Below are 18037 nucleotides of genomic sequence, written 5' to 3' on the forward strand. Positions count from 1 at the left end.
AAAGCCATTTCAGGCGGCTTTGGCGAATGGGGGTTGTGTATCGACTGCCGAACCTTGGTAGAAACCGGCATAGCGGTCCAGCTGGCGCTGGGCGGCGCTGGCGTCCACGCCATCTTTGAGCACGGCCACGTCAAAGCCCGTGCGCCTCATCTGCACCAGCTGGTCGATCAGCACGTCGCCTGTGGCGCGCAGTTCGCCCGCAAAGCGCAGGCGGCGGCGCAGCAAAAAGGCCTGGCTGTAAGCGCGGCCATCGGTGAAGGCCGGGAAGTGCAGGTCGATGCGGGTGACGCCGTTCAGGTCGAGCGTGCGCGGGTCCACGTCGTTGGCCAGCGAGAGGACGGCTGGCGATTCAACGGCTTGGTGTTCTTGTGCGGTGATGATTTTCATGTGTGGTCGTGGACTGTTTGGGCTTGTGGGAGCGCGCCCCTGCGCGCGAATGGATCATTCGGCCGCAGGGGCGGCCTCCTACAGGAGTGTTCAGGCAGTTTGTTCCTCAGCCGGATGGCGGGCTGCATGGGCAGCGGCCTTGAAAGGGTCATGGCCCACACGGCGCAGCGTCTCGATGAAAGCTTCCTGCTTGCCATGGCTGGTGCTCACGCGCAGCGCTTTGTAGGTGTCCAAAATCGCTTCGATCACGTCAGGCACTTCAAACGAAGAGAACGACGGGCCCACCACCTTGCCGGGTGTGGCCGCGCCGGACAGGTCCTTGCCGTCCGAGCCGCCCAGCGTGACCTGGTACCACTCCTTGCCGTCTTTATCGACCCCCAAAATGCCGATGTGACCCGAATGATGGTGACCGCAGGAGTTGATGCAGCCGCTGATGTGGAAGTCGATGTGGCCCAGGTCTTCGAGCTCGTCCAGGTCCTGGTAGCGCTCGGTGATGGCGCTGGCCGTGGGGATGGAGCGGGCATTGGCCAGAGCGCAGTAGTCGCCGCCGGGGCAGGCGATCATGTCGGTCAAGAGACCGATGTTGGGCTGGGCCACGCCCAGCGCCTTGGCTTCGAGCCAGAGCGCGTGCAGCTGGTCCAGGCGCACCCAGGGCAGCAGCAGGTTTTGCGTGTGCGAGACACGGGCTTCGCCAGCCGAATATTTCTCGACCAAAGCGGCGGCGGCGTCCAGTTGATCGGCGGTGGCATCACCTGGCGCATAACCCGGACGCTTGAAGGACAGCGACACGGCGCGCAACAGCGGGTTGCGGTGCGGGCGCACGTTGCGTGCCAGCCAGCGGGCAAAGGCGGGGGTCTTGGCCGCTTCAATGCCGATGGCTGCTTCGGCTTGGGCGAGCCAAGCATTGAAATTCGGGTCGGTGCTTTCGGGCAGGTTCAGGGCAGGGTCCACAAAACCTGCTTTCACGCGGTCGAGTTCGGCCTGCGGCAGGGTGTGTGGCGCGCCATCGCGCTCGAGGATTTCACGGAACTCGGTTTCGACTTCGTCAAAGTAGCGCTGGCCTTCGGCCTTGACCAGGATCTTGATGCGGGCCTTGTACTTGTTGTCGCGGCGGCCCCAGCGGTTGTAGACGCGCACCACGGCTTCGAGGTAATTCATGATGTCCTGCCAGGGCAGGAACTCGCGGATCACCACGCCATTCACCGGGGTGCGGCCCATGCCGCCGCCCACCAGGACCTTGAAGCCGACTTCGCCCGCGTCATTCTTGAGCACTTGCAGGCCCACGTCGTGCCAGCCAATCGCGGCGCGGTCTTCGGTGGCGCCCGTGATGGCGATCTTGAACTTGCGCGGCAGGTGCGCGAACTCGGGGTGCAGCGTGCTCCACTGGCGGATCAGTTCGGCGTAGGGTCGGGGATCGACCACTTCGTCCACCGCCACCCCAGCCAGCTCGTCGGTCGTGGTGTTGCGGATGCAGTTGCCGCTGGTCTGGATGCCGTGCATGTTCACGGTGGCCAGCAGGTCCATCACGTCGGCCGATTTGTCCAGCGGGATCCAATTGAACTGCACGTTTTGGCGCGTGGTGAAGTGGCCGTAGTTGGTCGTGAGCTTGGGGGCCTGGCCAGCGATCTTGTCTTGGGTGGCCTGCGCTTCGGCCAGCAAGGCAGCGTCGGGCGTGTCGTATTCGCGGGCGATTCGGGCCAGCACCTTGATTTGGGCGGCGTTGATTTCGCCATAGGGCACGGCCACGCGCAGCATGGGCGCGTAGCGCTGCACATACCAGCCGTTTTGCAGGCGCAGCGGGCGAAATTGGTCTTCGGTCAATTGACCCGTCTGCCAACGGCCCAGCTGGTCGCGGAACTCTGCAGCGCGGGCGCGCACAAAGGCTTTGTCGAATTCGGTGTACTGGTACATAAAGGAGCGGTGGAAAAAATCAGATCAGAACGAGCTTGGTCCCTGCCCATGCCAGCAGCACGGACAGCAGTGAGCGGATCACGCGGTCAGGCGTTTGGTGGGTCAGGCGCGAGCCCAGCCAGATGCCGGGCAGTGAGCCCGCCAGCAGCTTGGCCAGGAGCGGCCAGTCGACCGAGCCGAGCGACGCATGGCCCAGGCCCGCCACCAAAGTGAGCGGCACGGCGTAAGCGATGTCGGCCGCCACGATGCGGGGCAGCGGCAGCATGGGGTAGAGCAACAGCAGCACGGTGACGCCAATCGCGCCCGCGCCGACCGAGGTGAGGGTGACCAAGGTCCCGATCAAGGCGCCAAACACCACGGGCAAACTCCAGTGGCGGGGCGTGTTGGCCTGGGCTTCATCGGCGGCGGCCAACTGGCGGGGCAGCTGTTTGCCGCGCACCGCCTTGTAGAGCATGGCCATGGCGGTCAGCAGCAGCGCAACGCCCAAAGTGGTGGTCATCAGCGCCTGAACCGCTGCAGAGGCTGGGCCGACCCAGTGCAAAAAGCCCAAAGTGGCCAGACAGGCCGGGATGCTGCCTGCGCTGAGCAAGCCCACCACGCGCCAAGGCACGATGCGCTGGCGGGCAAAGCTCACGGTGCCGCCCAGCTTGGTGAAAGCCGCAAACAGCAAGTCGGTGCCGACGGCCATGTAGGGCTTGACGCCGAAAAAGAAGATCAACAAGGGCGTCATGAGCGAGCCACCGCCCACCCCCGTCAGGCCCACGATGGTGCCGACGAAAAAACCTGCAAAGACATAGCCCAAATCAACCATGGGCGAGACTGTAAGGGGGCTTTATGCTGAAACAAACGATTTTTTAGTTGGGTATATATGCTGGGTGCTTATAAGAAGTGGCGGCATGCATGTCGAGTGGGGGCTGTGCCTTCGTTGCGGATGGATACCCGCATGCGCGGGCATGACAAAACAAGATCGGATGCAGGGTCACCGGGAGATGCCCGGGTTTAGTGTGTCCTCTCTGAGACAGGGTAAAAATCGGCTGGTACAGTCACGCCTTTCCACCTTAACCCTAGGACTATTTTTATGAACCGCCTTATCGCCACGGGCCTGCTGACCGCAGCCGCCATGTCGCCCGTTTTTGCCCAGGCCCCCATCAAAATCGGGGAAATCAACAGCTATTCCGCCATCCCTCAATTCACCCAGCCCTACAAGCAAGGCTGGCAATTGGCGGTCGAAGAAATCAACGCCCAAGGCGGCTTGCTCAGCCGCAAGGTCGAAGTCATCGCCCGCGATGACGCGGGCAAGCCCGAAGAGGCCTTGCGGCACGCCATCGAGCTGACGTCCAAAGAAAAAGTGGACGTGCTGGCCGGGGGCTTTTTGTCCAATGTGGGTCTGGCCTTGGCCGACCACGCCGCCAAGAACAAGCGCCTGTTTGTGGCGAGTGAGCCGCTGACCGACGCCATCGTCTGGGACAAGGGCAACCGCTACACCTTCCGCCTGCGCCCCAGCACTTACATGCAATCGGCCATGCTGGTCGAAGAAGCGGCCAAGATGCCCGCCAAGCGCTGGGCCACCATCGCGCCCAACTACGAATATGGGCAAAGCGCTGTGGCCAGCTTCAAGGAACTGCTCAAGGCCAAGCGCCCCGATGTGGAATTTGTGAGCGAGCAGTGGCCGGCCCAGGGCAAGATCGACGCGGGCAGCACGCTGACCGCCACCATGGCCAGCAAACCCGACGCCATCTTCAACGTGACCTTTGGCGCCGACCTGGCCAAGCTGGTGCGCGAAGGCAACCAACGCAACGTCTTCCCCAAGACGCCTGTGGTGTCGCTGCTGTCCGGCGAGCCTGAATATCTGGAAGTGCTGAAGGACGAAACGCCCAAGGGCTGGATCGTGACCGGCTACCCCTGGGACCAGCTGGACAACAAAGAACACGCCAGCTTTGCCGCCAACTATTACAAGAAGTTCAACGAGAACCCCAAGGTCGGCTCGGTCGTGGGCTATGCCACCATGCAGGCCATCTTTGCTGCCATTAAGAAAGCCAACACCACCGACAACGAGAAGCTGGTCACCGCCATGCGTGGCCTGAAATTCAGCACGCCCTTCGGTCCGGCCGAGTTCCGCGCCATTGACCAGCAATCCACCATGGGCGCTTATGTCGGCAAGCTCGACCAGCGCGGCGGCAAAGGCACCATGGTCCAGTGGCGCTATGCCGATGGCAAAAACTACCAGCCGACCGACGCGTATGTGAAATCTCGCCGCCCGGCCGAGGCCATTCGCTGAAACCCGTTCAGCCGGCCCGGGCGCGATGCCCTATGCTGTGAATCCCCCTACCGAGCGCAAGCCCTGCCCATGAAGGACACCCCGTTCCACGATCCCGACCAACTCATGCTGGCCCAGGCCGATGCCGGGCTGGTGCTGGTGGACCCGGCCAGTGGCCGCATTGAAGGCCTGAACCCGGCGTGGCCCCAGTGGCTGGGGCGGTCCAAGGCCTCTTTGCAAGGCGCCGTGTTTTGGGAAGAAGGGGGCTGGCAGCAACCCGATGTGGTGCGCACGCTGGTGTCCTTGACCAGTCTGCCATTGGCCATGCCGCCCATGGCCGTCACGGGCATGACCCAGGACCAGCAAAGCCTGTCGCTGGTCATGAGTGCCCGGTCGGTGAACTTGGCCGACCGTCGGCTGGTGTTGTGCACCTTGGTGCGCAGCAGTTTGGCGCAAGCCATGTCGATTTCTTCTTCTGTGGCCGAAACCGCCCTCATGGGGGTGGTGCAGGCCTTGATCACGGTGCTGGAGGTGCACGACCCGGACTCGATTGGGCACCAAAGGCGCGTGGCCGATCTGGCCGGCACCTTGGCCAGAAAGCTGCAGTGGGCGCCCGACGAGGTCGAGTCGGTGGTTTTGGCGGCGCTGATCCATGACCTGGGCATGGTCACGGTGCCCGCGCGGGTTCTGGGCAAAACCGAACTCTTGTCGCAGGGCGAGGTCAAGCAAATCCAGAAGCATGTGTCGACAGGTCTGGACATGCTCCAACACGTCGAGTTTGCCGGGCCGGTCAAAGCCCTGATCGCACAGCACCACGAACGCATCGACGGCAGTGGCTACCCGCTGGGCCTCAAAGGCGAGGATGTGTTACGCGGCGCCCAGGTCATCGGCATGGCCGACATGCTGGACGCCATGACACGCGACCGCCCCTACCAGAGCGCACAAACCATGGACCAGGCCTTGCAGGTCTTGCTGGTGTCATCGGGCGTGTTGTTCGATGCCGACCTGGTGCAGGCCTGCGTGGCCTTGTTTGTGCAAGGGGGCTATCGCTTTCCCGGGCCCTGACCCTGCAGTCTCAGGCGGGCTCCAGATGTGAGGGCAGCTGCAGGATGTCTGCCAAAGGCATGGGGCGTGCAAACAGGAAGCCCTGAGCCTGGTTGCAGCCCAGGCCCAGCAGAACATCGCGCTGGAAGAAAGTCTCTACGCCTTCGACGGTGACCTCCATGTGCAAAGCACGGGCCAGGGCCAAAACGGCCTGAATGATCTTGACGGTGTTGGGGTCCTGCATCGACCAGACGAAGGAGCTGTCGATCTTGAGTTTGCGGATTGGTAACTGGCCCAGCCGTGCGAGTGAGGAATAGCCTTTGCCGAAATCGTCGATGGCGATTTCGATGCCCAGCCCGATCAGCAGTTCAAGCTGCAAATTGGCGTCTTCCATGCCCTGGATCAGCTCGGTTTCTGTCACCTCCATCACCAGACCTTCGAAGCTGCTGCATTTGGCGTCGATGCAGTTCGTCAGGATGCGGAAAATCCGGCGGTTGCTCAATTGCTTGGCCGAGACGTTGAAGGCCACCTTGGCTTCGGGAAAGCGCTCGCGCAGCGGTTTGAGGTCGTCCACGATCTGGCAAAGCATGACCTCGGTCAGCGGGTCGATCAGGCCCATGTTTTCAGCGATGGGGATGAATTCGCCGGGGGACACGGGGCCCAGCTCGGGGTCGTCCCAGCGGGCCAGGGCCTCAAAGCCACGCACCCGGCCATCGCGCAGCTGCACCTCGGGCTGGTAGTGCGGGCGGATCAGGCGCCCTTGCAGGGCCTCGGCCAGGCGGGCCTCGATGCGGTGGCGACGCGTCAGGCGCAAGATGATGTCGTTGTTCAGCCAGGTCACGCGCGCACGTCCGGCTTCCTTGGACGACTGCAAGGCCGAATCGGCCAGCACAAGCAGCTCGTTGAGGGTTTGCGCGTGGTCGGGGTAGACCACCGCACCCACCGAAAACGAGGCCTGTGTCAGCACGCCGCCGGGCAGCTCGATGCGGTGCGTGACTGTCTGCATCGAGTCGTTGAGCTTTTGCTGCATGCCAGCGACGTTGTCCTGCATGTACAAAATCGCGATGAACTCATCGCCTGAGCGGCGGCACAAGAAATGCGGCTGGGGCAAAAAGCGCGACAGGTTTTGTGCGATCTGCACGATCACCTGATCGCCTTGCTCATGGCCGTAGCTGTCGTTGATCAGTTTCAGGTGGTCCAGGTCGATGAACAACAGGGCAAAGCGGTGGGCGTGCGCGTTGTCGGGCCTGAGCTGGGTGTGCATCAATTCCGCAAAAGCGCGGTAGTTGGGCAGGCCGGTCAGCGGGTCCTTGTAACTCAGATCGCGCAGCCGGTCTTCGGCCAGTTTGAGGGCGCTGATGTCCGAGAAGATGGCCACATGGCCCAGGCTTTGCTGCTGCTCGTCAAACAGCGCCGACACGGCCAGCATGACCGGGATGGGGCGCTGATCGCGCGTGAGGAAGAAGGTCTCGCCACGCCACTCGCCGTGCTGGCGTACCGCCTCCCCGATGTTCACGCCTTCGTGTGAAGTTTCCTGCAGCCGGTAGAGCAGGCCAGCGGGCTGGCCAATCAGTTCTTCGCGCGGGTAGCCGGTCATGCGCAGCAAGGCGGCGTTGACGTCGGCAATGCGCCCTTGGTCGTTGGTGATCAAAATGGCTTCAGCAGCGGTCTCGAACACCCGCGACGACACCAGCAGCTTTTGTCCGATGGCCCGCTGGCGCAGCACGATGGCTTGCACCGCATCGAACACGGCCGTGATCTCATCGCCCTCGTCGTCGTGGAAGACGGGGGCCACGCCGTCGGTGGCCAACTTGGAGGTCACTTGCACCAGCGCATCGAGCCGGTCGGTCAGGTCTTTGGCAAATCCCTCAGCCCAGCGGCCCAGACGCCGGTACAGCCAGCCACCGCTGGCCAGAGTCAAGGCCACCGCCAGGAAAGCCACCAGCAGCCTTTGCCACATGGGCAAGGTCACCTCGACGTAAAGCACCATCTCTTGCTGCTCGAAAAGGATGGGCACCGCGCTGTAAGTCGTCAGCCAAGAGCCGATGCCTGCGGTCGGGGGCGGTGTCAGGCTGTAGTTCAGCCCCAGGCTGTCGGGCAAACCCAGACTGGTCAACTCCCGGGTCAGGTTGATGCTGCTGAGCAAAATGCCCAGTGGGCTGTCCGAAAAGGGGGCGATCACGGGCAAGGAAAACAGCATCAACTGGCCTTGGTCAGACGCATAGAGCTGAACCTGGGGCCGGGCCTGTTCGATGGTGCGCGTGATCGCTGCGCTGTCCAGCCGTGGCCGCTGGCTGGAGGTCGGGCTCAAGATGAAGTCACGCCCCCGGTAATCCAGCAAATCAATCTGGTGGTGCGGGTTGCGGTTCATCTTGGCCAGCAAGGGCTCCAGATAGGCTTCGCGCCCGGCCGAATCGGTCAGGCCCGTCCAGACCACCGAAGAGTTGCCCACCGAGTCGGCCTCGCGCACGATGGCCGACAGCTCGGCCGACAGCTTGGTGGCGATCAGCGCCCGGTACTGCTGCAGTTCGCTGCGGTGGAAATAACTCACGCTGGCCAGCGTGAGCAAAAAAATCAGCCCGGTGAAACCCAGCACATAAGTGCCCAAAATCCGAAGCAATCGGTCGGTGATTTGCTCGCGCAGCGAAACCGAATGCAGCAGGGCGGGGTGGTTCATGGGGTGGGGGTGAGTGTGCCGTCGGGCCCAACGCGAACGAACAGGACCTGACTGGCGTCCAAAGCGTCGTGGCGCGTCGCCGTGAAGGCGGGCTTGTAGTCTCGCACAGCGCCGGAGAAAGGGGGCAGTTTTTCGAGGGCATCGCGCACACGGCTGCCTTGGGTGCTGCGGGCACGCTCAACCGCCAGGGCCAGCAAATGCACGGTGTCGTAGGCGTGTGCTGCACCCACCGGGCTCGGAATGGCGCTGACTGTTTTGTAGGGGCTGTGGGTGTGGATCCATTGGGCCAGCGCTTTGGCACGGGGCCGCTGGTTTTGCATGAAGCTGAAGGTCTGGATCACGTCAAAGGACACCTGGCCCAGCGCCGGGCCGACCATCTCGTGCAGCAACCCGCCCACAGTGCCCCAGTGCGCGACCACCGGCAGGCGTTTGTCGGCGGGCAGGGCGGCCATCTCTTTGAGCAAGATGGTCGCTTCCTTTTCATTGCCCACAAACATCAAGGCCTGGCCCTGGTTATCGAGGCAGCGGCGGTAGTCTTCGGCAAATGTGGTGTCACCCCAGTTGTACCAACGCACCACGCCAAAGTTGAGTTTGTAGCGGGTGGCTTTGGACTTGATCACCGCGTCGGCCGAGCGGCCCCAGGAGGTGTTGGGCAAAAAGGCACACACCTGCGAGGCTTTGTAGGTGTTGGCCATGCGGCGCATCATGGCCTCGACGCCCCAGTCGTCCTTGAGCGAGACCCGGAAGGTATAAGAAGGGCGGTAGGGATGGTCGGTGATGCCGTCGGCCGAACCCCAAACGCTTATCAGTGGTACCTTGAGTCGGTGGGCTTCGGGCAGCACTTCGACGCTGATGGGGCTGTACTTGCCACCCAACACCGCCACCATGTCTTTCATCTGGGCCAGTTCGGCGTAATTGTCTTTGCCACGTGCCGTGACGCCTTTGTTGTCAGTGGTCACCAGCTGCAGGGGACGCCCGCCCAACACGCCGCCTGCCCGGTTGATGTCGTCGATGGCCGCACGCGCGCCTAGTTCGATGGCGATGGGCGCGGTGTTGGTTTTCTGGCCATAAGCCCCATCAAACCCGATGAGGACCGGGGGCTTGTTGTTGGGCGTGCCCTGCGCAGCGGCCCCGGTGGGCATGATGGCTGCACAGCACAACAAAACGCCGAGCCAAGGGTGAAGGTGGGGTTGCATGGCCTCAATCAAAAATTAAAAAGTTAACGATTCAATACAATTTTATGGGTATTGATGCTTACAAGACTTATGATGTTAGCAAATTTACTGAATTTAGAACGTTGGTGATCAGGGGCTGAAAATTGACTGGACAAGAACAAAAACATCGGATCTCGTTGGGCAAATGGGTGCGCCGGGGTATCGGCGTCTTGATTTTCATGACCGCCATGGTGGTGGCCGTGCCTGCGGTGCTCAACCAACAAAGCGGCCACGCTGTGGTCAATGCGCCTGTGTTGTCGGTGCACTCACCCATTTCCGGGACCTTGCAGGATTTCAATGCCACCGCCGGACAAGCAGTTTCTCTGCAGGCGCGGCTGGGTCGGGTGCTCAGTCTGCGGGCAAGGGAGAGTCTGGAAAACGAACTGTCGAGCTTGAAGGAGCGGCTGCAAGGCTTGCAAAGCCAGCAAGCCGACTGGCAGCGGCTCCAGCGCACTTTTGAGCAACGGGTCAAACTGCACGGCGACCATGAAATGGCCCGCTTGCAGGCGCAGTTGGCCGAAGTCGACTCGCAAGCCCGCGCTCAGCAGGCGCAGGTGCGCCAGGACGCGGACACCCTGGCCCGCCAGGAGCGGCTGGCCAGCGAAAACTTCATTTCGCCGGTGCAGATCGATGCAGCCCGCAATGCCTTGCAAGCCAGTCAGGCCCGGCTCGAAGCCATTCAGGCGCGTGAAAAGATGTTGCGCATCGAAGGCGTGGCGGTGCGCGACCAGGTGTACCTGGGGCAGGGGCGCAACGATGTGCCTTACAGCCAGCAAAAACTGGAGGACCTGCGCATCCAGCTGGCCGAGCTGCAAACCCGGCTGCGCGAAACCCACAGCCGTGTGCAGCAAATCCAAAACCAGTTGGCGCAAGGCGGTGACGGCCAGCAAGCGCTGCAGGAGGCCCCAATCCACGCGCCCGTGCAAGGTTTGTTGTGGCGCAAGTTTTTTGCCAATGGCAGCGAAGTCATCGCCGGGGCCGAGCTGGCGCAGGTGATTCATTGCCGTGACGCCTTTGTGGATGTGGCGGTGCCTGAAAGCCAGCTGCACCACATGTCGCCGGGCACGGTGGTGCAGTACCGCCTGCTGGGCACCAGCGACTGGCTGCAGGGCCGCGTGCGCGCCACCAGCGGCAGCGGCAACAACGGAGCTGACCAGACACTGGCCGCGCAGCTGCGGCGCGAGCGCAACGAGGGGCGGGTGCTGGTCGACATCCGGCCGCAAGACCTGCCCCAACCCGAAGCCAGCCTGTGCTACGCCGGGCGCGTGGTGGACGTGAAAATCCCGCGCAACTGGAACCCTCAGGCGCTGTTCAGCCGCCTGACCGCCATGGCCAGAACCTGATCACCGCGTGATCGACGACAACTTCATCCCGCTGCTGCTGGTCTTGGGGCTGTTTGCCCTGTTGTGGGACACCCGCCGTGACCACCCCCGTGTCCGGATGGCGGTGACCCTGGTGCCGGCTGTGCTGTGGGTGCCCTACCTGTTTTGGCGCGTGGGCTCGACCTTGCAGGCGGCGGGTGGGCAAGGCTGGCAGACTCAGGCCTGGATCTGGGCGGTGGCCCTGATCGAGTTGCTGGCGCTGTTGGAGGTGGGCATCTTTTTGCTGATCATGAGCCGCCTCAACACCCGCAGCGCCCAGGCCGACGCTGTAGACGGCGCGGCCGTTTTGGGCCAGCCCGAGGTGGATGTGTTCATTCCCACCTACAACGAGCCGCTGGATGTGCTGGAAAAAACCATCCTGGGTGCGCAGGCGATCGATTACCCGAACAAGACGGTCTGGGTGCTGGACGATGGCCGCCGGGACTGGCTCCAGGCCTATTGCGCCCGCCACGGCGTGCGCTACCTGACGCGGCCCGACAACCTGCACGCCAAAGCGGGCAACCTCAACCACGCGCTGCAGCACGCCCGAGGGGCGTTTGTGGCCGTGTTCGATGCCGATTTTGTGCCCTCGCGGGGTTTCATCCGGCGCACCTTGGGCCTGTTTGTGGACCCGAGCGTGGGCATCGTCCAAACGCCCCAGCACTTTTACAACAAGGACCCGATCCAGACCAATCTGGGCCTGATGCAGGACTACCCGGACGAACAGCGCTTGTTTTTTGACCAGATGGCCGCTTCGCGCGACGCCTGGGACGCTTCGTTTTGCTGCGGCTCGTGCAGCATCATGCGGCGTCAGGCGCTGGATGCAGCGGGCGGCATCCCGACCGAAAGCATCACCGAAGACCTGCTCACCACCTTGGTCATGCTGCGCCATGGCTACCGCACCGTGTACCTGAACGAGCGCCTGAGCATGGGCCTGGCGGCCGAGTCGATCGAGGGCTTTTTTGTGCAGCGCGAACGCTGGTGCCGGGGCGCCATCCAGTCGCTGTTTTTGCGTTGGGGCCCCTTGGGGCCGGGGCTCACGCCCATGCAGCGCCTGCTGTTTTTCCCGACCAGCTGGCTCACGCAGTACTTTGTTCGCCTGTTTTTGTTGCTCATCCCGCTGGCCTACCTCTTGCTGGGTTGGATGCCTTTGCAGTTCACCAACACGGGCGACCTGATCCGCTTTCAGCTGCCTTTGCTGGCGGGCCTGTTTTTGGCGACCCGCTGGTTGGTGGGCTCGCACTACATCCCACTGGTGTCGGTGCCCGCCAGCATTTTTGCCAGCTTCAGGCTCGCACCCACGGTGCTGGCTTCGCTGATCCAACCTTTTGGCAAACCCTTTCGGGTCACGCCCAAGGGCTCAATGTCGGTAGGCGGCCGCCGGGTGGACACGGTCACTCTCGCGCCGATCCTGCTCACCTTGGCCCTGACCCTGCTGGGGCTGTTGATCAATGTGACGCCCGAGCTGGCGGTGGTGCCCTTCACCGAGTTTTTCCCGATCGCGGTGTTCTGGTCGGGCCTGAATGTGTTGGCCTTGGCGCTGGCGGCGCTGCTGTGCATCGAAGGCCCGCGTCTGCGCCGCGAGGAGCGCTTCGAACTGAAAGAACCCGCGATGCTGCACTGGGGGGATGAGTCCCTGCCCGTGCTGTTGGTGGACGCCAGTGTGGACGGTTTTCACCTGAGCGCGGACCCGGCAGGTTCCGCACTGCCCGAGGCCAGCGAGGGCCTGCGCCTGGTGGTTCAGGATGTGGGCGAGGTGCCGCTGCAGATCCTGCGCCGCTGGCCTGGTCGCCTGAGCGGGCGTTTTGTGCCCAGTCAAGCGCAGCGCGACGCCTTGATCCGCAAGCTGTTCAGTGGTGACTACAGCAACCACGTCAGTCGGGTGCAAAGCTGGCGCAAATTGCTGCAGCGCATGTGGCGCAAAGCGATGCACTGAGCCTGGGCCAACCCCTGGCCGACTCACACGGTCACAGCTTCTGCGCCAGCGGGCATGCCCCAATGCGCGGCCGCGCTGGCCGTCCAGAACTCGGCAAAGGGACTGGGCAGTGGCGCGGGGGCCGCAGACGCCAGCAGCTGCCCCGGCAACAAGGTGTCGATGTTGGAGGCCAGAGTCCGGGCCTGGCCGTGGCCATTGCGCACCATCAGGTGGTGCGGCGTGATGTCGCCGGGCTTTTGCAGACCCGCAGCGCCCACCAGATCGGCCAGGGCATGCAGGGTGTTGGCGTGAAAGTAAAACACCCGCTCGGCCTTGTCGGTGACCACGATGGCACGTTGGCGCACCGGGTCTTGAGTGGCCACGCCCGTGGGGCAGTGGTCGGTGTGGCAGCTGCGTGACTGGATGCAGCCCAGCGCAAACATGAAGCCCCGCGCCGCGTTGCACCAGTCCGCCCCCAGGGCCAGGCAGCGTGCCATGTCGAAGGCCGAAATCACCTTGCCCGATGCCCCGATCTTGATGCGGTCTCGCAGGCCTGCACCCACCAGGCTGTTGTGCACCAGCCGCAGTCCGTCGCGCAGGGGCATGCCCACATGGTCGGCAAACTCGATGGGTGCGGCACCCGTGCCGCCTTCGGAGCCATCCACGACGATGAAATCGGGCGTCTGCCCGGTCTCCAGCATGGCCTTGACCAGCGAAAACCATTCGGCCGGATGCCCGACACACAGCTTGATGCCCACGGGTTTGCCACCCGAGAGTTCGCGCAGCTGCCCCACAAAAGCCAGCAACTCCAGCGGTGTGCTGAACGCCGAATGCCGGGCGGGCGACACACAGTCCTGCCCCATGGGCACGCCCCGCGCTTCGGCGATTTCGTGGCTGACTTTGGCTTTGGGCAAAACGCCGCCGTGGCCAGGTTTGGCCCCTTGCGACAGTTTCAGCTCGATCATCTTGACCTGAGGCGAGCGGGCTTGTTCCGCAAAGCGCACCGGGTCGAAACGGCCTTCGGGTGTGCGGCAGCCGAAATAGCCCGAGGCGATCTGCCAGATCAGATCGCCGCCCGGCTCGCGGTGGTACCGGGAGATGCTGCCCTCTCCGGTGTCGTGCGCAAACTGCCCCATGGCGGCACCCTTGTTCAGGGCCTTGATCGCGTTGGGCGACAAAGCCCCGAAGCTCATGCCCGATATGTTGAGCAGTGACAGCGCATAGGGCTGCTGGCATTGGTGTGCGCCCACCGTGATCCTGAAATTCGCCGGGTCCAGCTGCGTCGGTTGCAAAGAATGGGTGACCCACTCGGATTGGGCGGCGTACATGTCCTTGATGCTGCCAAATCCGCGCTTGTCGTTTTGCACTTTGGAGCGGGCGTAAACCATGGCCCGCTGGTTGCGCGAAAAGGGCAGTTTTTCCTCGTCGTCTTCCAGAAAATATTGCCGCAATTCAGGCCGGATGTATTCCAGCCCGTAGCGCAGCCTGCCGGTGAGGGGGTAGTTGCGCCGCACCGCCTGTTTGGGTTGTCGGAAGTCCATCCAGCCCAGCACGAACAAGGCGGCAAAACCTGCACTGGCCCAAGCCGAGACGGGCCAGCTGAGGAGGGCGGCCGGGGCGGTGACCAGCCAGGGCAGGTAACGCGACAAGGATTGACGGGCCATGGGCAGCTCTCCAAAACAAACGACCACGGGGGTCGATACGCGCAGGTATGGACCCCATCGTAGATGGTTTTGTTAGTTTTTGTAAATTTATGCGCGAACGAAGCGCTCAGCCGCCAGGTGCTTGGCCAAGGATTCAGGCAAGGGCAGGGGCTCTTGGTTCAGCCAGGCGGCGGTGAGTTCACCGCACAACACGGCCAGGCTGATGCCGCGTGCGCCCATGCCCGTGCTCAGGCACAGGCCCGGCAGGCGCTGGCGGTCGATGGGGCCGACCGCAGGCAGTCGGTTGGGCAAGGTGCAGCGCAAACCGGCCCAGCCTTGCACGAGGTTCGGCCCGAATTGCCTGGCCATGGCTTCGCCCAAAGCGGGCAGCAGCGTGGCCAGGCGCACTTGGTTGGCGGCGTGGTCTTCTTCGCGCACGGGGGCTTGCTCGCAGTTGCGCTCAAAGGTGGAGCCGATGAACCAGCCGGGCGGCCCCTCGGGCGTGGGCACGCCGCTGATGAAGCTGCCGTGGCCGTTGACCGGAAAAGGCGGCAGAAGCTGGCGCTGGCCCTCGGTCAAGTCGACCATGTGGCCAAAACTGACTTGCCCACGCAAGGGATTCAGCGGCACGGCAAAGCCGGGCAGGGGCCGCAGCAATGCCAAGCTGTTAAAGGCGCTGGCCACCACCAGCCAAGGGGCCTGGCCCAGTGTTTGGCCTTGGGCATCGGTCACGGCCCATTGCTCGCCGCGCCGCTCGATGCCTTGCACCTGCTGACCCCAGCGCACCTGCACGCCCGGGGTTTGCAGCTGCGCGGCCACCAGTTGCCGGGGTCGAATCCAGCCCGCTTGCGCATGCCACAGCGCGGGCGTGCCCTGTGGCAGGCCCGCAGCGGCGATTTGCGCCGGGCTCGCCGGAGTGCTGTGCTGGTCGGTGGAGTTGGCAGGCAGTCTGCGTTTGCCCGCCAGATTGTGTTCCAGCACGCCGCTCAGGGCCCAGTCGGTGCCGCTGTGCAGCATGGCCCGGGCGCGTTGCAGCGTGGCCTGCACGCCCGCTCGCGTGATGCGCGAGAGCACGTTGTCGTCGGGTGAAACATGGGGCGCGGCCAAACCCGCAGGCAGGCCCGATGCGCCAGCACCCACGCCCGGGGTTTGGTCGAGCACGGTGACGGCCCAGCCTCGCACAGCCAGGCTGTGCGCGACAGCCGAGCCGGACAAGCCCGCACCGATCACCAGCGCTACGCGCGTGTCGGGTGGCGAGCTCAAGGGGTCAACAAGCAGGGGGTCAAACGCTGCGGGGCATCAGCCCGCTGCGGGTGGCACATAGCCTTGGGCGGCGTCGGCGCCATCGCCGAAGAAGTGGTTTTCCATCTGGCGGGCCAAGTATTGGCGGGCCCGCAGATCGGCCAGGTTCAGGCGGTTTTCATTGACCAGCATGGTCTGGTGCTTGAGCCAGTCGGCCCAGGCTTGCTTGCTCACGCCTTCCCAGATGCGTTTGCCCAGCTCGCCGGGGTAGGGCGGAAAATCCAGACCTTCAGCTTCTTTGCCGAGTTTGATGCATTGAACGGTACGTGCCATGGTGGTGTCGAGCCTTGATCTGTCTAAAGAAGCGCTGGTTATACGGATATAGAATTTCAGTATTTCCAGTTGGGAGCGGTTCACACGACAATCCGGGTTGACCCGGTGACGTGTGGTCTTGCAGGCCGTAACTGTAGCAAGCTTTCAGCATCCCCCAAGGGCATTGGGTCTCTGGTCTCGCCCCAACACACAGCAATACCAAATGAGTGCATTTCTTGAAGAGCGCGTTTTGAGCGTTCACCACTGGACCGACCGCCTGTTCAGTTTCACCACCACCCGCGACCAAGCCCTGCGCTTTTCCAACGGTCACTTCACCATGATCGGCCTGCGCGGCGACAACGGCAAACCGCTGTTGCGCGCCTATTCCATTGCCAGCGCCAACTACGAAGAGCATCTGGAGTTTTTGAGCATCAAGGTGCCCGACGGCCCGCTGACCTCCAAGCTGCAACACATCCAGGTGGGCGACACCATCGTGGTGGGCCGCAAACCCACGGGCACCTTGCTGTGCGACTACCTCTTGCCCGGCAAAAACCTGTACCTCATGTCCACTGGCACGGGGCTGGCCCCCTTCATGAGCATCATCCGCGACCCCGACACCTACGACCGCTTTGAAAAAGTGATCCTGGTGCACGGCGTGCGGCAGGTGAACGAGCTGGCGTACCACGACTACATCACCCAAGAGCTGCCAGCGAACGAGTTTTTGGGTGAAATGGTGACCCAGCAGCTGCTGTACTACCCCACCGTGACCCGCGAACCCTATAAAAATCAGGGACGCCTGACCGACCTGATCGAAAACGGCAAGCTGTTTGCCGACCTGGGCTTGCCCCCGCTCGACCCCGAGACCGACCGCGTGATGATCTGCGGCAGCCCGGCCATGCTCAAAGACCTCAAGCGCATCTGCGAAGAGCGCAGCCTGAAAGAAGGCAACACCAGCACCCCGGGCGCTTTTGTCATCGAACGCGCGTTCGCCGAATCCTGATGAGGCAGGGGCTTTGTGACAGGCCCCACTGATCGGGCCGGAGCATGAAGGCAAAATAGGTTTTTTGTGTTGTCAACCCGCGAATGCAGGCATCCAAGCCTTTTGTCATACCCGCAAAGGCGGGTTTCGAGTATTCCGTGTCATGCCCGCGAAGGCGGGTATCCAGCTTTCCATGTCATACCCGCGCACGCGGGTATCCATGTCTGAACAGCCTGGATGCCCGATCAAGTTGGGCATGACAAACTTGGCCCAACTGTCGCCAACATGATCCACCCCTCACCAATGCCATGAACCTGACTTCCATCACCCCCTCTCGCTGGATGGCCCTGATCGTTTTGTCGGGCATCGGCATGCTGATCTTTGGCCTGTATTTGCAGCATGTGGTGGGTCTGAATCCTTGCCCCATGTGCATCGTGCAGCGGTACGCGCTGATCGGGGTGGTGCTGTTCGGGGCTATTGGCTGGCGTTTGCGTGGCTGGGGCCTGACGGTATCGGCCCTGTTCCTCGCGCTGATGGCGGGTTTCGGCGCGTTCACGGCGGCACGCCAGAGCTGGCTGCAGTGGTACCCACCCGAAATCGTCACCTGTGGCCGTGACTTTTACGGCATGGTCGAAAACTTCCCTATCAACCGCGCCATTCCCATGATCTTCAAAGGCAGCGGCGACTGCACCAAGATCGACTGGACCTTTCTGGGCGGCTCCATCGCCAACTGGTCGTTTGTGTGTTTTGTGGTGTTTGGCCTTGCGGGCTGGTTGATCGCGTACAAGGCTTTCAAGGACCGTTGATGCCCACTGAGAAGGCCCGCGCCTGCTTTGTCATGCCCGCGCATGCGGGTATCCACGGCAGTCGAAGGCATGGACCCCCGATCAAGTCGGGGGTGACGAGACAAGAGGCATCGCCCCCCCCGATCAAGCCTGGGTTGACGTCGCTGTGTCATACCCGCGTACGCGCATATGCGCTAACTTAATATCTTACGCAACGTTGCCCTCTGTGAGCGGCGTTTTCGGCTCGGTTCAGCCAAACGGTAGCGTAGGTCCTGCCATCGCCTGATCGCATCGGTCACCCGAAGATTAG

14 protein-coding genes are annotated in these 18037 nt (G+C 63.0%); 6 read left to right on the forward strand and 8 right to left on the reverse strand.

Going from position 1 to position 18037, the window contains the following annotated elements; all coding sequences use genetic code 11:
* Positions 1 to 9 precede the first annotated feature (9 nt).
* The 3 genes from B9Z34_RS09585 to B9Z34_RS09595 all read right to left on the reverse strand — a co-directional run bounded on the left by B9Z34_RS09585 (position 10) and on the right by B9Z34_RS09595 (position 3109).
* Positions 10 to 387 carry a DUF934 domain-containing protein gene (locus B9Z34_RS09585; protein WP_108427890.1) on the reverse strand — a complete coding sequence of 126 codons (378 nt, stop codon included), beginning with the start codon at positions 385 to 387 and terminating at the stop codon, positions 10 to 12.
* Positions 388 to 477: 90 nt separating this feature from the next.
* A complete protein-coding gene (locus B9Z34_RS09590; protein WP_108427891.1) occupies positions 478 to 2298 on the reverse strand; it encodes a nitrite/sulfite reductase in 1821 nt (606 codons plus the stop codon).
* Between the two features lie 19 nt (positions 2299 to 2317).
* Positions 2318 to 3109 carry a sulfite exporter TauE/SafE family protein gene (locus B9Z34_RS09595; RefSeq protein WP_108427892.1) on the reverse strand — a complete coding sequence of 264 codons (792 nt, stop codon included), beginning with the start codon at positions 3107 to 3109 and terminating at the stop codon, positions 2318 to 2320.
* 267 nt (positions 3110 to 3376) lie between these two features.
* Here B9Z34_RS09595 and B9Z34_RS09600 point away from each other — a divergent pair, with 267 nt between their 5' ends.
* Positions 3377 to 4576, forward strand: coding sequence for an ABC transporter substrate-binding protein (locus B9Z34_RS09600; protein WP_108427893.1), 1200 nt, complete (start codon positions 3377 to 3379; stop codon positions 4574 to 4576).
* A gap of 69 nt (positions 4577 to 4645) precedes the next feature.
* Entirely contained in the window at positions 4646 to 5620 is a 975-nt protein-coding gene (locus tag B9Z34_RS09605; protein ID WP_108427894.1) for an HD-GYP domain-containing protein, read from the forward strand.
* A gap of 10 nt (positions 5621 to 5630) precedes the next feature.
* Here B9Z34_RS09605 and B9Z34_RS09610 read toward each other — a convergent pair whose 3' ends face one another.
* Both B9Z34_RS09610 and B9Z34_RS09615 read right to left on the reverse strand, forming a co-directional pair.
* Complete coding sequence (locus tag B9Z34_RS09610) at positions 5631 to 8276, reverse strand: bifunctional diguanylate cyclase/phosphodiesterase (protein ID WP_108427895.1); 2646 nt, start codon at positions 8274 to 8276, stop codon at positions 5631 to 5633.
* Entirely contained in the window at positions 8273 to 9472 is a 1200-nt protein-coding gene (locus B9Z34_RS09615; protein WP_233249518.1) for an ABC transporter substrate-binding protein, read from the reverse strand. Before B9Z34_RS09615 ends, B9Z34_RS09610 begins: the two co-directional genes overlap by 4 nt.
* Before the next feature lie 122 nt (positions 9473 to 9594).
* Here B9Z34_RS09615 and B9Z34_RS09620 point away from each other — a divergent pair, with 122 nt between their 5' ends.
* Complete coding sequence (locus tag B9Z34_RS09620) at positions 9595 to 10833, forward strand: HlyD family secretion protein (protein WP_146179636.1); 1239 nt, start codon at positions 9595 to 9597, stop codon at positions 10831 to 10833.
* Positions 10834 to 10840: 7 nt separating this feature from the next.
* Entirely contained in the window at positions 10841 to 12787 is a 1947-nt protein-coding gene (locus B9Z34_RS09625; protein ID WP_233249520.1) for a glycosyltransferase, read from the forward strand.
* Positions 12788 to 12810: 23 nt separating this feature from the next.
* Here the strand turns inward: B9Z34_RS09625 and B9Z34_RS09630 are convergent, their stop codons facing one another.
* The 3 genes from B9Z34_RS09630 to B9Z34_RS09640 all read right to left on the reverse strand — a co-directional run bounded on the left by B9Z34_RS09630 (position 12811) and on the right by B9Z34_RS09640 (position 15984).
* Positions 12811 to 14430, reverse strand: coding sequence for an FMN-binding glutamate synthase family protein (locus B9Z34_RS09630; RefSeq protein WP_108427897.1), 1620 nt, complete (start codon positions 14428 to 14430; stop codon positions 12811 to 12813).
* Between the two features lie 87 nt (positions 14431 to 14517).
* Positions 14518 to 15672: an FAD-dependent 5-carboxymethylaminomethyl-2-thiouridine(34) oxidoreductase MnmC gene (gene mnmC / locus B9Z34_RS09635; protein ID WP_108427898.1), complete on the reverse strand. Its 1155-nt coding sequence runs from the start codon at positions 15670 to 15672 to the stop codon at positions 14518 to 14520.
* A 36-nt stretch (positions 15673 to 15708) separates the two neighbouring features.
* Positions 15709 to 15984 (reverse strand): oxidative damage protection protein, encoded by a 276-nt coding sequence (locus tag B9Z34_RS09640; protein WP_062405287.1) that lies wholly within the window; start codon positions 15982 to 15984, stop codon positions 15709 to 15711.
* 202 nt (positions 15985 to 16186) lie between these two features.
* On the opposite strand from B9Z34_RS09640, the gene B9Z34_RS09645 reads away from it, so the two are divergent.
* Together B9Z34_RS09645 and B9Z34_RS09650 are read left to right on the forward strand one after the other, a co-directional pair.
* Positions 16187 to 16963 carry a ferredoxin--NADP reductase gene (locus B9Z34_RS09645; protein WP_108427912.1) on the forward strand — a complete coding sequence of 259 codons (777 nt, stop codon included), beginning with the start codon at positions 16187 to 16189 and terminating at the stop codon, positions 16961 to 16963.
* A gap of 287 nt (positions 16964 to 17250) precedes the next feature.
* Entirely contained in the window at positions 17251 to 17748 is a 498-nt protein-coding gene (locus B9Z34_RS09650) for a disulfide bond formation protein B (RefSeq protein WP_108427899.1), read from the forward strand.
* Positions 17749 to 18037 lie beyond the last annotated feature (289 nt).

It is taken from the genome of Limnohabitans sp. Hippo3, from assembly GCF_003063665.1.
Taxonomy (GTDB): domain Bacteria; phylum Pseudomonadota; class Gammaproteobacteria; order Burkholderiales; family Burkholderiaceae_C; genus Limnohabitans_A.